Source organism: Synechococcus sp. RSCCF101, assembly GCF_008807075.1.
Classification (GTDB): domain Bacteria; phylum Cyanobacteriota; class Cyanobacteriia; order PCC-6307; family Cyanobiaceae; genus RSCCF101.
In genome coordinates this window covers 1,960,603-1,973,085 of sequence record NZ_CP035632.1, presented here as the reverse complement: position 1 = coordinate 1,973,085, position 12,483 = coordinate 1,960,603, and the positions used below count along the sequence as shown (strand labels likewise).

Annotated in this window: 10 protein-coding genes; 5 read left to right on the top strand and 5 right to left on the bottom strand. The window is 72.8% G+C overall.

Features of this window, described 5'->3' with window-relative positions:
* Positions 1–30: 30 nt before the first annotated feature.
* From EVJ50_RS09650 to EVJ50_RS09630, 5 genes are read left to right on the top strand one after another with little or no spacing between them, the layout of a single operon-like run.
* Positions 31–1,920, top strand: a complete 1,890-nt coding sequence (locus tag EVJ50_RS09650) for an ABC transporter ATP-binding protein (RefSeq protein WP_150883670.1) — start codon at positions 31–33, stop codon at positions 1,918–1,920.
* Entirely contained in the window at positions 1,913–3,088 is a 1,176-nt protein-coding gene (locus EVJ50_RS09645) for a glycosyltransferase (RefSeq protein WP_150883668.1), read from the top strand. The genes EVJ50_RS09650 and EVJ50_RS09645 overlap by 8 nt, the downstream gene beginning before the upstream one ends.
* Before the next feature lie 5 nt (positions 3,089–3,093).
* Positions 3,094–4,893, top strand: coding sequence for a glycosyltransferase family A protein (locus tag EVJ50_RS09640; protein ID WP_150883666.1), 1,800 nt, complete (start codon positions 3,094–3,096; stop codon positions 4,891–4,893).
* Between the two features lie 4 nt (positions 4,894–4,897).
* Positions 4,898–6,025, top strand: coding sequence for a glycosyltransferase (locus EVJ50_RS09635; protein ID WP_150883664.1), 1,128 nt, complete (start codon positions 4,898–4,900; stop codon positions 6,023–6,025).
* Entirely contained in the window at positions 6,022–7,167 is a 1,146-nt protein-coding gene (locus EVJ50_RS09630; protein ID WP_150883662.1) for a glycosyltransferase, read from the top strand. Before EVJ50_RS09635 ends, EVJ50_RS09630 begins: the two co-directional genes overlap by 4 nt.
* Here the strand turns inward: EVJ50_RS09630 and EVJ50_RS09625 are convergent.
* The 5 genes from EVJ50_RS09625 to EVJ50_RS09605 are packed head-to-tail and all read right to left on the bottom strand — an operon-like array spanning position 7,097 to position 12,408.
* Positions 7,097–8,176 (bottom strand): glycosyltransferase family 2 protein, encoded by a 1,080-nt coding sequence (locus tag EVJ50_RS09625; RefSeq protein ID WP_225322882.1) that lies wholly within the window; start codon positions 8,174–8,176, stop codon positions 7,097–7,099. The genes EVJ50_RS09630 and EVJ50_RS09625 overlap by 71 nt on opposite strands.
* On the bottom strand, positions 8,176–9,411 hold the full coding sequence (locus EVJ50_RS09620) for a hypothetical protein (protein ID WP_150883660.1): 1,236 nt from the start codon (positions 9,409–9,411) through the stop codon (positions 8,176–8,178). The genes EVJ50_RS09625 and EVJ50_RS09620 overlap by 1 nt, the downstream gene beginning before the upstream one ends.
* Positions 9,411–10,496 carry a hypothetical protein gene (locus EVJ50_RS09615; RefSeq protein ID WP_150883658.1) on the bottom strand — a complete coding sequence of 362 codons (1,086 nt, stop codon included), beginning with the start codon at positions 10,494–10,496 and terminating at the stop codon, positions 9,411–9,413. The genes EVJ50_RS09620 and EVJ50_RS09615 overlap by 1 nt, the downstream gene beginning before the upstream one ends.
* Positions 10,493–11,350, bottom strand: a complete 858-nt coding sequence (gene kdsA, locus EVJ50_RS09610; protein ID WP_150883656.1) for a 3-deoxy-8-phosphooctulonate synthase — start codon at positions 11,348–11,350, stop codon at positions 10,493–10,495. Before kdsA ends, EVJ50_RS09615 begins: the two co-directional genes overlap by 4 nt.
* The gene (locus EVJ50_RS09605; RefSeq protein WP_150883654.1) at positions 11,347–12,408 is read right to left on the bottom strand and encodes an acyltransferase; all 1,062 of its coding nucleotides are present in this window, start codon (positions 12,406–12,408) and stop codon (positions 11,347–11,349) included. Before EVJ50_RS09605 ends, kdsA begins: the two co-directional genes overlap by 4 nt.
* Between the last annotated feature and the right edge of the window lie 75 nt (positions 12,409–12,483).

Below are 12,483 nucleotides of genomic sequence, written 5' to 3'. Positions count from 1 at the left end.
TCCAGCGATGAAGGCCCTGTTCTGTCCGTGATGGCACAAGGCGCCGGAGCGCCGGACAGGACAGGCCACCGGCCGGGCCGGCCCGACCAGCAGCCCCGCAAGCGGCTCAACAGCGAAACGATCGCCCGGCTCTGGACGCTGTTCTCCTACCTGCCCGCTCGCCGGCTGCGGGGGCTGTGGCTGCTGCTGGGCCTGTCGGTGCTGATCGGGGTGCTCGATCTGGTGTTCGTCGGCCTGCTGGCCCGGCTGGTGGGCACCTTGAGCGGCGCCCGGCTGGCCGACAAGATCCCGAACATCTTCGTGTTCGGCGGCGACGCCATCAACCAGGGCTTCTGGGTGGCGGGCATCCTGATTGCGCTGGTCTGGCTGGCCACCACGATCAAGCTGGCCGCCCTCGGCCTGCAGGGCTGGCTGACGGCCCAGATCTGGAGCGATTACGGCGAACGGATCTACGGCAACGTGCTGCTGCAGCCCTACGACTATTTCCAGGGCCAGACCACGGCCCATCTGCTGGCCCGCCTCAACCGGATCTTCGGCCGCATCTCCGACAGCATCGTGCTGCCCCTGCTCACGGCCGTCTCCAACGGCGTGTCGGCGGCGGTGCTCTCGGTGGGCGTGATCGTGGCCTTCGGCTGGCAGGCCTTCCTGATCTTCGCCTTCCTGCTGCTGGCCTACAGCTTCGCCTCGGTGCTGATCACGCCGATGCTGCGCTTCGCCACCCGGCAGAAGCTGATCTTCTCGCTGAACATCAACACCCTGTTGATGGAGTCGACACGCTCGATCCGGGATGTGCAGCTCTACGGAGCCGAGCCCCACTTCCAGGCCTCCTTCCGCCGCATCGGCCAGCGCGGCAAGACCTTCGATCGCATCTCCAAGACCCTGCCGGAGGTGCCCCGCTACATCGTGGAACCGGCCGGCATCACGGTGCTCTTCCTGGTGGGGCTGCTGCCGTCGTTCCTCAGTTCGGACCCGGTGGATTCGGTGCGCGATGCCATCCCCACCCTGGCCGCGATCATGTTCGCCGGCCTGCGGCTGTCAGCGCCGATCCAGGCCATCTTCCGCTCGGTCAACAAGCTGCGCGGCGGCCTGCCCGACATCGAGGACGCCCTCACCCTGCTGCGCCTGCGGCCCGGGCGCATCACCATGGCCTCCGAGGAGGTGCCCTCCCCGGCCGGCGTGATGCCCAACCGGCAGATCCGCCTGGAGGGTGTGGGCTACCGCTACCCCCAGTCGGACCGTTGGGTGCTGGACGATGTGGACCTGAGCGTGCCGGTGGGCTCCCGCATCGCCTTCGTGGGGCGCACGGGCGGGGGCAAGTCCACGGCCGCCCATGTGCTGCTCGGTCTGCTCACGCCCCAGCGCGGCTCCCTCCTGCTGGACGGCATTCCGCTCAAGCCGGAGGAGCTGCCGGCCTGGCAGGCCTGCTGCGCGATCGTGCCCCAGAACATCGTGCTGCTCAACGCCAGCGTGCGCGACAACGTGGCCTTCGGCATCAACGACGACGCCATCGATGATGCGCGGGTCTGGGAGGCCCTGGAGATGGCCCAGCTGGCCGACTTCGTCAGCGAGCTGCCCTACGGCGTCTACACCGTGGTCGGCGAAGACGGGATGCGCCTGTCGGGCGGACAGCGCCAGCGCCTGGCCCTGGCGCGGGCCTTCTACAAGCAGGCGCGGGTGCTGATCCTGGATGAGGCCACCAGCGCCCTCGACAACAAGACCGAGAGCGACGTGCTCGAGGCGCTGGAGCTGGTCGGCCGCCGCTGCACCACGATCGTGGTGGCCCACCGCCTCTCCACCATCCGCTACTGCGACCGCATCTACGAGTTCGATGGCGGCCGGATCAAGGCCTCCGGTGACTACCGCGCCCTTCAGGGAGCCTCCGAGAGCTTCCGGGAGCTGGTGGCCCTCCAGGATGGCTGACATCACCCTGCTGGCCACCGCCGACTGGGACCACCCGCTCTGGACCAACAAGCAGCACGTCGCCTGCCAGCTGGCAGAACGCGGCCACCGGGTGCTCTACGTGGAATCCATCGGCCTGAGGCCACCCCGCCCCGGTGCGGCTGATCGCTCCCGGCTGATCCGGCGGCTGCGGCACGGGCTGCAAGGGCCGCGGCGGGTGCGCCCCAATCTCTGGGTCTGGTCGCCGCTGGTGCTGCCCGCCGCCAGCTCCCCCTGGGGCCTGCGGCTCAACCGCCTCGTGCTGCGGCTCGGGCTGGCGGCCTGCCGAGGGCTGCTGCGGCTGCGGCGGGACTGGCTCTGGACCTACAACCCCCTGACGCTGCAGCTGTTCGACACGAGCCGCCACGGGCTGCTGATCTATCACTGCGTGGATGCGATCCAGGAGCAGCCCGGCATGCCGGCCCGGACGATCGATCTGTGGGAGGAGCGCCTGAGCCGGGCGGCCGATGCGGTGTTCGTCACCTCCCCCCAGCTGCTGGAGCGCCACCGGCGCTTCAATCCCGCCTGCCGCTTCTACGGCAACGTGGCCGATGCCGACCACTTCGGCCGGGCCCTGGAGGCCTCCCTGCCCGAACCGCCCGAGCTGGCGGTGCTGCCCCGGCCCCGCCTGGGCTTCATCGGTGCCATCAGCGGCTACAAGCTGGATCTGCCCCTGCTGGCGGCCCTGGCCCGCCAGCAGCCCGAGTGGACTCTGGTGCTGATCGGTCCGGTGGGCGAGGGGGATCCGGAGACGGACGTCTCCGAGCTGAAGGGGCTGGCCAACGTGGTCTTCGCCGGGCCCCAGCCCTACCGGGCGCTGCCGGCCTGGCTGAAGGGGATGGATGTGGCCCTGCTGCCGGTGCGGCGCAATGCCTACACCCGGGCCATGTTCCCGATGAAGTTCTTCGAGTACCTGGCGGCCGGGGTGCCGGTGGTGGCCACGGCCATCGAGACCCTCGCCCCCCATGCCGATGTGGCCCGGCTGAGCCCGCCGGATCCGGCCAGCTTCGCAGCCGCGATCCGCCGCTGCCTCGATGGCGACGTGCCCCCCCTCGACCGGCGGCTGGCGGTGGCCGGAGCCCACACCTACCGGACCCGGACCGGCGCCATGCTGGCGGATGTGGCCCGGCTGACCGGAACAGCGGCCTGACGCCCATGCCCCGCAGTGTCAGCGTGGTGACCGTGTGCATGAACCGGCGGGCCCACCTGCTGCAGACAGCCGCCGCCGTGGCCCGCTGGCCCCACCACGGGGAGCACCTGATCCTCGACTGGAGCAGCCGGGTGCCGCTGCAGCGGCAGGATCTGCCAACCGACCCACGGCTGCGGCTGGTGCGGGTGGAGGGGGAGCGGCACTGGCATCTGTGCCGGGCCTACAACCTGGCCCTGAGCCTGGCCAGCGGTAGCTGCCTGTTCAAGCTCGATGCCGATTGCTGGCCGATCGATCTGCCCCATCCGGATCGGCTCGCCGGGGATGACGCCCTCTGCGCCTTCGGCAGCGGGCCGGACGGGCGCATCGGCCAGTGGCTGATGGATCGGACCCTGATCGAGGCGGTGGGGGCTTACAACGAGCACCTGCTCGGTTACGGCTTCGACGACAAGGACCTGAAGGCCCGCATCACCGCCGCCCTGCCGCAGCCTCCCGGCGTGTTGCCGGCCCGCAGCCTCGGGGTGATCCGCCACTCGGCCGTGCTGCGGGCTGATGACCGGATCGAGGCGGCCAGCGCGTCTCCCGGCCGGGAGAGCCCGCTGGCCCTCTGTCAGGCGCGGGCCCAGAAGCGGGCCACGGCCCTGGCGAACCGCAGCCTCGCCGCCCGCTGCCCCTGGTCGGCCCGCAGCCCCCGCAGCCGCTATGCGGCGGATCCGGACACCGGGGCGCTGCGGGTGATCGAGGCCAGCGTGCCCGATCCGGGCGTGGAGGTGCAGGAGGAGGTGCGCGGCCTGCGCCGGCGCGTGTTCTGGGGTCTGTTCCTGGCCCTGCCGGAGGAGCTGGTGCTGCGGCTGCCCGTGGGGTTGCTGCCGGCCGATCGGCAGGGCCGCTTCCGCCTGCAGCGCCGCCACCGCTGGAGCTGGTGGCTGCTGCGGCCGCTCTGGGCCTGGCCCCTGCTGCTGTTGCTCACCGTGCAGCGCTGGCGCTCCGGTGGCGCTGGCGCCGTCGCTGATGCCGAGGCGGTGGTTGGGGCGCTGGACGCCGGTGATGGACCCGCTGCCCTGGCGGCCCTCGAGGTGATGGGGCCGGGCCGCCGCCGCACGGCCCTGGTGGAGCAGCTGCTCTTCCGCCGGGCGCTGCGGCCGGCGGACCCCGGCGATGAGGCCCACCTGCTCGAAGGACTGGCTGAGATGCCGGGTCTGGCGGAGCACCAGCGGGCCTATGCCCGCGTCGCCCTGGCCTGGTGGGCGGTGCGCGAGGGCGACCGCGACCGCGCCGCTGTGCTCTGTGGGGCCCTGGAGCGCTCGGCCGCGGCGCTGGCCGCCCAGCCCTCCACGTGGCGCTGCCGCCGCCGCAACCGGGAGAACCGGCTCAAGCGGCTGATCTCCAGCTGGAGCGCCCTGGCCCATCTGCGGCTGATGCTGAGGCAGATCGACGCGCTCCCCGCCCAGGGGGAGGCGGCCCATCAGCTCTGGCAGCGGCTGGAGCCGCAGCGGATCCCCGCCGATGTGATGCTGCGCCTGAGCAGCAACCTCTGCCGCTGCCTGGTGCTGCAGGCTCCGGCCCGGCCCGAGCCGCTGCGGGCGGACCTCACCGCCCTGCGCGACGAGCTGCAGCAGCCGCGCTACGCCGTCTGCCGCCCGAAGGAGGACCACCGGGCCCTGGTGCAGGAGCTGCTGGATGGGGTGTCGGCCTGGTGCGAGGCCGGAGCGGCAACCGGCCGCGGTGAGCCGCCGGCCTTCGCCCTGGCGGCCCTCAATGCCGACACCCCCCAGCTGCGCTCCGGCCTGCGGGCCCTCTGGAGCTGAGGCCATGGCCCGGGTGCTGATCAGCATTCACGCGCTCGGCCTGGGCGGGGCGGAGCGGGTGGCGCTGCAGTGGGCCGGCTGGCTGCTGGCGGAGGGCCACCGGGTGGAGGTGCTGGTGGGCCATGGCGCCCGGCCCGATGTGTACGCGTTGCCGCCGGGTCTGGTCCGCCGGCGGGAGCCGGGGCCGCCCCTGACGCTGCTGCGGCTGCGCCGACTGCTGCGGGCGGACCGGCCCGATCTGGTGCTGGCCATCACCACCCGTCCGGCGATCCGGATGCTGCTGGCCGCCTGGGGCACCGGCATCCCGGTGCTGGTGGCCGAGCGCAACCATCCGGCCCTCAAGCCCCTGCCGCCCCTCTGGCGGCTGCTGCGGCGTCTCACCTATCCCCGCGCGGCCCGGCATCTGGTGCAGACGGACTCGATCGCCGCCTGGCTGCGGCGCCGCCGGCTGCTCTCCCGCTCTGGCGGGGTCGCCGTGGTGCCCAACGCCCTGCAGTGGCCCCTGCCCCGCCACAGCCCTGCGGTGGATCCAGGCAACGTGCTGGCGGAGGGTGAGCGGCTGCTGCTGGCGGCTGGCACCAAGCCGCACCAGAAGGGGTTCGATCGGCTGGTGGCCGCCTTCGCGGCGGTGGGGCCGCGCCTGCCGGGCTGGCGCCTGGTGATCGCGGGGCTGCCGCCCGGGGCCTGGCCGCCGGACTGGCCCCTGCCGGCCGAGGCGGCGCTGCGGCCGCTGCTGGTGGGGCCGGTGGGCAACATGGCCGACTGGTATGACCGGGCCGATCTGTTCGTGCTCAGCTCCCGCTACGAGGGCTTTCCCAACGTGCTGCTGGAGGCCATGGCCAGCGGCACGGCCTGCCTGGCAGCCGACTGCCCCAGCGGTCCGGCCGAGCTGATCGACCCCGGCCGCAGCGGCTGGCTGGTGCCGGCCGGCGAGGACGAGCCGGCGGCTGTGGAGGCTCTGGCGGAGGCGCTGGCGCGGCTCATGGCCGATGCGCCGCTGCGGCAGCGGCTGGGGCAGGCCGCTCTCGAGGTGCACCAGCGGCTGGATCCGGCCCGGGTGCGGCAGCTCCTGCTCGATGCCCTCGACCCCTGGCTGCCTGCACCGCCGCCGCCGCCGGCCCGCCAGCCATGAGCGAGTCCCCGCTGCCGCGGCTGCTGCTGTTTGTGCCCACGCGCCGGCGGGCCAGCGAAACCTTCATCCGCGCCAACCTGCGCGGTCTCGGCGAGCAGGCGGTGGTGGTCTGCGGCGATGAGCGGCCCTGGCGCGGGGACCGACTGCGGCTGCTCTACGGCCTGGCGGTGCTGGTGAGCAAGGCCTGCTCGCGCCTGGGGCTGCACCGGCTGGCCACGGCGGTGGTCAGCCCGGTGGCCGTGCGCCTCTGCCGGCGGGAACGGCCCGAGGTGGTGCTGGCGGAATTCGGATTCCATGCCGTGCGGCTGATGGAGCTGGTGCCGCGCACGGGGTTGCCGCTGATCGTGCATTTCCGGGGCTCGGATGCCTCCTCCCGCCGCCATTTCCAGGCCCTGGCCGGGCGCTACCGGCGCCTGTTCCAGCTGGCGGCGGCGATCGTGGTCAAGTCGGAGCCGATGCGGGAGCGGCTGCTGGCGCTGGCGGGCCCGGAGGCGGGCCGGCTGCGGGTGCTGGTGAGCCCCTCCGGCGCCGATCCGGAGCTGTTTCACGGTGGCAGCCCGGCCGCGGCGCCGCCCACGTTTCTGGCCGTGGGCCGGTTCGTGGCCAAGAAGGGGCCGCTGCAGACCCTGGAGGCCTTCGCGCAGGCCGCGGCCAGCCGGCCCGCGCTGCGGCTGGTGATGGTGGGCGATGGCCCGCTGCTGCCCCGCTGCCGGGAGCGGGCCGAGGCCCTGGGGGTGGCCGGTCGGGTGAGCTTCGCCGGCGTGGAACCGCCCGGGCGGATCGCCGAGCGCATGCGGCGCAGCCGCGCCCTGCTGCAGCACTCGCTCACCGCACCGGACGGGGACCAGGAGGGCTCACCGGTGGTGGTGATGGAGGCTCAGCTCAGCGGGCTGCCGGTGGTGGCGACCCGCCATGCCGGCATTCCCGAGGTGGTGCTCGATGGGCGCAGCGGCCACCTGGTGGCGGAGGGCGACGTGGCCGCCATGGCCATGGCGATCGCTCAGCTGGCCGACGATCCGGCGGCGGCGGCGGCCATGGGTGCCTGCGGGCGCGAGCGGGCCCTGGCGCACTTCACGGTGGCCCATCACCTGGCGGCTCTGCGGCAGCTGATCCAAGACACCGCTCGCGCAGCCCGCGGCTGAGGCCGAGCAGGGCCACCGGCGCCCAGAGCAGCGGCCGGACGGTCAGCCAGTAGAGGCGGTGCCACCAGCGCAGCGTCCAGCGGCCGTCCCGATCAGCGGGCAGCAGCTTCTCGGGCAGCACCTCCACCGCCACGTCGGGGATCGCCAGCAGGGTGCTCCAGAACAGGCGCCGCCGCGTCTGGCGCAGGCTGGCGGCCAGGGGCCCGGGCAGCGCCGGCAGGGTTCCGGCCTGCAGCTGCCAGCGTTCACCGACACCCTGCGGCCCGCCCGCCCCGGCCGGCGGTGGCAGGCGGCTGTAGCGGCTGGCCGGGGTGGCCTGCCCCCAGGGGTGGTGGGCGGCCACGAGCCGGTTGTGCAGCCGGGAGGCCCGCAGGGCGGCCAGGGCCTGCTGCCGGGCCATGGCCTGCAGGCGGCCGCTCTGGCCGACCCGCTCGGCATCGCTGTGCTCGATCACCCCGATCGCCGCCGTGTCCAGCAGGGCGAGCGGCAGCTGCTGCTGCACCTGCAGGCGGGCCCGCAGGTCCTTGTCCTCGAAGCCCCAGCCGGCCATGGCCTCGTTGAAGCCGCCCACCCGCTCGAAGCAGCGGCGCGGCATCAGGAACTGGCCGTAGCGCCCCTCGCCGCCGCAGCCCACCCAGAGGGCGGCCTGCGCCAGCAGCTCCGCCGGGCGGCAGCGGCCTGTGGGCCAGCAGTCGGCATCCATGCGCATCAGCCAGACGCCACGGGCCCGGGCGGCGGCGAAGTTGTAGGCCCGCGACGGGTTCCAGCGCCGCTCCCCCTCCACCCGGATCAGCCGCAGGCGCCAGTCGGCGGGCAGGTCCTGGCGCCGCAGGGGCTCGCGGCTGCTCCAGTCCACCACCAGATGCTCCTGGTGGTGGGGCCAGCGGGCCACCTCCACAGCGCTGCGCTGCAGGTGGTGGCTCCGGTTCATGCAGACCGTGAGGATGCTCAGGGGCGCCTCCGGTCCGGGTGGGGTCATGCCGGCGGCGGCGGCCGCCGCGGCGGCCATCAGTGGGTCACCGCCCAGGGCGGGCGGTCCGGCAGGCAGAGGAACTGGTCGTCGACATGGCAGCGGATCGTGCCGGAGAAAATGATGCGGTCGTCGATGAAGTACACGCCGCTCACCAGCAGCACCGGGATCAGGGCCCAGGGGCAACCGTGGCGGCGGGTGAAGGCCATCAGGGAGAGCATCCAGATCAGGCCCACCGGATCGAGGAAGCGGCTGGTGATCGGGGCGCCCCAGTCCTGCCAGACGGTGATTTGAACCGCCACCAGCAGCAGGGTGAACACCAGCACGGTGCGGCTCTCGTGGCAGCCGGCCAGATCACAGCGGCGCAGCCGGGCTCGCCAGATGGTGAGCAGCACCGTGACGAACGAGGCGGCCTCCATCCAGAACACGGCGCCCTTGAGGGCATAGGAGTTGAAGTACGACGAGCGCGTGAAATAGAACTCGACCTTGTCGAGCACCAGGGGGCCGATCAGGGCCAGCACAACCGCGGCACCGGCCAGCAGCAGCAGCCCGGCGATCCAGCGGGCCCGGCCCTCCAGGGCCAGGGGCAGCCGCGGACCCTCACGCAGCAGGCCGGGCCGCAGCAGGGCCGGCAGCAGGGCCAGGGCCAGGGTGCCCGGCAGGCTGTGGTGGGCCAGGGCGCTGGCCAGCACCGATCCTGCCAGCCAGGGCCAGGCCGGCCTGGCCCAGCCGGCGGCGCGCACCAGCACCGGGGTGATCAGCACGGTGGCCAGCGCCTGGCGGGTGACGCCGTTCTGGAGGAAGTTGCGTAGCAGCGGACTCCAGATCAGCCCCAGCGCCCACCAGCCGCCCCAGCGGGCCACGCCCCAGCTGCGGGCCAGCAGCATGGGCACCAGGGCATAGCCGGCGGCCACCAGGCCCTGCACGGAAGCCATCCGGTAGGGCAGGGCCACGATCAGGGGGGCCAGCAGCAGCCAGAAGGGCTCGTCGAGCACCCGGGTGGGATCGACGCCGAGAAAGTGGTTGAAGCGGGCGATGTCGCTGGTGCCCCAGTTGGCCAGCGCGAAGAACACCGCCGCGATGGCCAGCAGTACTCCCGCGGCTGCCCACCAGGGTCGGGGCCGCGTCCAGCGGCTCATCAGGCCGGCCATGACCAGCTGCACGATGGCCAGCGCCAGCATCAGCCCCGGCCTGGTCATCATCTCGGTGACCCGATAGGGCGCCTCCTCCGGGAAGCTGCTCGTTGCGAGCAGGTCGGGGATCAGGACCGTCATCAACCGTTCGCTCGGCCGGAGCGGAGCAGGCCGCGCAGGGCGGCGGGGCTGCGGCTGTGGTCGAAGCCCCAGTAGGGCTCGAGCAGCTGCCGCACCGGCTCCGGGTCGCCTTCGGCGAGGCGGGCGGCCAGCTCATCGCTCAGGGCGTTGCGGCGCTGCCATTCGATCCGCTCCCGCTCGGCCTGGGGGCCGGTCAGGCCCGAGAGGTCCTGCTCGGCGTCCGAGCCCAGCCAGTGCAGGCCCCGGCCGAGGTGCACCGCGTAGCCCAGATGGGTGCCGAAGGCGTTGCTGGCCATGCCATCGGCGAGTTCGAGCAGGGTACGCATCGCATCGAGGAACCAGGGGTTGGAGCGGTGGCCGTTGCAGGCCAGAATCCAGTCCTCCGGCAGGGGCAGGGAGGCGGGGTCCTTCCAGTGCCGCAGCCAGATCACCCGGCGGTAGCCGCTGCGGGCAACGATCTCACGGATTCCGGCGATGGCGGCGGGCAGATCGTTCTGGCGCTCCACCAGGTCCCAGCTGTGGGCCAGCACCACCAGCAGGGTGGGCCCCAGCTGCCGGCGCAGCTCCGCCAGGGGCTCGGGGTCGAGCACCGGCCGGGCGTAGTGGATCCAGGGGCCGATGGCATGAGCGGGCAGGCCGTGGCGTTCCCGCAGCCACTGGGCCCGCAACGGTCCCATGCAGAGGTAGCCGCGGCTCCAGGGCCGCGGCGCTTCGAAGCTCGCCTCGCGCGACACCTTGAGCCCGTGTTCCAGCAGGAACGGCATGGCCCGGCCCACCAGGGGCAGCCCGGCGTGGCGCTTGAGCTGCACGTCGTGGCCGTAGTGGTGGGAGGCGTTGTCCCGTTCGCGGCGCGAGGGCGAGAAGAAGGGTTTGAGTTCCGCCGGGGGGATCCACTCGCCCTTCAGCCAGAGGCGGGGCACCAGCTCGGGGTGAAACGGGCGCTGATCGAAGGCCTGCATCAGCAGGCCCCGGTAGGCCGCCAGGGCCTGCCACTCGGCCGGATCGACGCGCCCTTGCAGCCACTCCCGCAGCCAGCCGCGCCGCCACCAGCCCAGGTCGTCCCGCAGGGCGGAGGCCCGGCTCACAGGCTGCTGGTGGCGGGGCTGTCGCCCACGGCGGCGCGGATCGCCTGCAGCTGCTCCAGCAGGGGCCCGAGCCGATGTAGCGGAATCATGTTGGGCCCGTCGCTGAGGCCCCGGTCCGGATCGGGATGCACCTCCATGAACAGCCCGTCCACACCCACGGCCACGGCGGCCCGGGCCAGGGGGGCGGCGAACTCCCGCTGGCCACCGCTGCTGCTGCCCCTGCCGCCGGGCTGTTGCACCGAGTGGGTGGCATCGAAGATCACCGGGCAGCCCAGGTCAGCCAGCTGCGGCAGGCCGCGGAAATCCACCACCAGTGTGTTGTACCCGAAGCTGTTGCCCCGCTCGGTCAGCCAGAGCCGGCCGCTGTCCGCCCCCAGGCCCGCCTCGCCCAGCTTGGCCACCACCTGGGCCATGTCCCAGGGGGCGAGGAACTGGCCCTTCTTGATGTTCAGGATGCGGCCGTGGGCCAGGGCGGCCGAGGCGGCGGCCAGGAGCAGGTCGGTCTGGCGGCAGAGGAAAGCCGGGATCTGCAGCACATCCACCACCTCGGCCACAGTTTCGGCCTGGTGTGATTCGTGGATGTCGGTGAGCAGCTTCACCCCGAGCCGCTGGCGCAGCCCCGCCAGGATCTCCAGCCCCTTCTCCATGCCGGGGCCGCGGAAGGAGGCGCCGGAACTGCGGTTGGCCTTGTCGAAGCTGGCCTTGAAGATGTAATCGATGCCGAGCGGAGCGCAGATGGCCTGCACCCGCTCGGCCACCTCCTGCACCAGCTCCGGGCTCTCGATCACGCACGGGCCGGCGATGAGCGTGAGGGGGCGGGGCACGGCGGCTGGGGTGGCGACGCGGCCGATCATCGGTCAGGGGCTGCGGTCGCTGCCGGATCGGGCCGTCCGGCCGTCTGCAGGCGGGTCACCAGGGCGTCGTAACCGATTTGGCCGGCCCAGGAGATCAGGGCGATCAGGGGAACGCAGCCGAGCAGCAGCCAGGCGAGCTGAGCGCCGGCACTGCCGGGCATGAACCAGCCGGTGAACAGCTTGAACAGGGGCCGGTGGAAGAGGTACATGAAGTAGCTGGCCAGCCCCAGCTGGGCGATCAGCCAGGGGGTGCGCCGACCGGCCAGCAGCCGGTTGGTCGCGAGCACCAGGAACCAGGCCCCGAACAGGGTGAGGGGCATGTGGGCCATGTTCGACTCGCTCACCCCCCCGGCCGAGATCGAGAGCACCAGCCCGCCGGCCAGCCCCGCCGCAGTGCCCAGCAGGGCCAGCCGCCCGGCCCGGTTGTCGCCCGGGCCCGGCAGCGGTGCCAGCAGACCGGCGGCGAAGGCCGGGAAATAGAAGAACAGGCGCGGGTCGGGCCCCTGCACCAGCCAGGCCAGCAGCAACGGCAGCACCAGCAGCGCCAGCAGCAGCCAGCCATCGCCGGAGCGGCTCCCCGCCGGATTGACCCTCCGGCGCAGCAGCAGCAACCAGGGGGCCAGCAGCACATCCACCATCAGCACCGTGATGAACCAGAGGGTGAGGGGCGGATCGCCGGTGAGGGCCGAGATCAGCACGGCCGATTCGAGGAACTGGTTGCGCCAGAGCAGGCCGCTGGCCTCGAACAACAGCAGGGCCAGCAGATAGGGGGGGTAGATCCGCACCAGGCGGCGCTGGTAGAAGCGCCGCACGCCGGGTGAGCGCTGCAGGCCTCTGCCGATCAGATGGCCCGACACGAACAGGAACAGGGCCAGCACCACCACCGTGATGCGGCTGTTGACGGGGTTCTTGAAGTCCCGAATGGCCGGTGCGTAGCCGAGCAGATGCCAGTAGGCCACGATGTAGAGGATCGAGAGGGCGCGCAGCCACTCGATCGCGGCGTTTCGTCCGGGGCTTCCGGTCCTGGGTTCTGGTGCCGGGGCCGGGTGGTCGGGCATCAGCAGGACGTCGCTGGTCCACACACTGCATGAGCGTCGGTGCGATCGTGAGCCCAGGCCTGTCCGGTTCCCGCG

Bases quoted from the DNA above. Each gene is read 5' to 3' on its own strand.
- EVJ50_RS09645 (WP_150883668.1), top strand. From the start codon at position 1,913: ATGGCTGACATCACCCTGCTGGCCACCGCCGACTGGGACCACCCGCTC.
- kdsA (WP_150883656.1), bottom strand. From the start codon at position 11,350: ATGATCGGCCGCGTCGCCACCCCAGCCGCCGTGCCCCGCCCCCTCACG.
- EVJ50_RS09640 (WP_150883666.1), top strand. From the start codon at position 3,094: ATGCCCCGCAGTGTCAGCGTGGTGACCGTGTGCATGAACCGGCGGGCC.
- EVJ50_RS09635 (WP_150883664.1), top strand. From the start codon at position 4,898: ATGGCCCGGGTGCTGATCAGCATTCACGCGCTCGGCCTGGGCGGGGCG.
- EVJ50_RS09650 (WP_150883670.1), top strand. From the start codon at position 31: ATGGCACAAGGCGCCGGAGCGCCGGACAGGACAGGCCACCGGCCGGGC.
- EVJ50_RS09605 (WP_150883654.1), bottom strand. From the start codon at position 12,408: ATGCCCGACCACCCGGCCCCGGCACCAGAACCCAGGACCGGAAGCCCC.
- EVJ50_RS09625 (WP_225322882.1), bottom strand. From the start codon at position 8,176: ATGGCCGCCGCGGCGGCCGCCGCCGCCGGCATGACCCCACCCGGACCG.
- EVJ50_RS09630 (WP_150883662.1), top strand. From the start codon at position 6,022: ATGAGCGAGTCCCCGCTGCCGCGGCTGCTGCTGTTTGTGCCCACGCGC.
- EVJ50_RS09620 (WP_150883660.1), bottom strand. From the start codon at position 9,411: ATGACGGTCCTGATCCCCGACCTGCTCGCAACGAGCAGCTTCCCGGAG.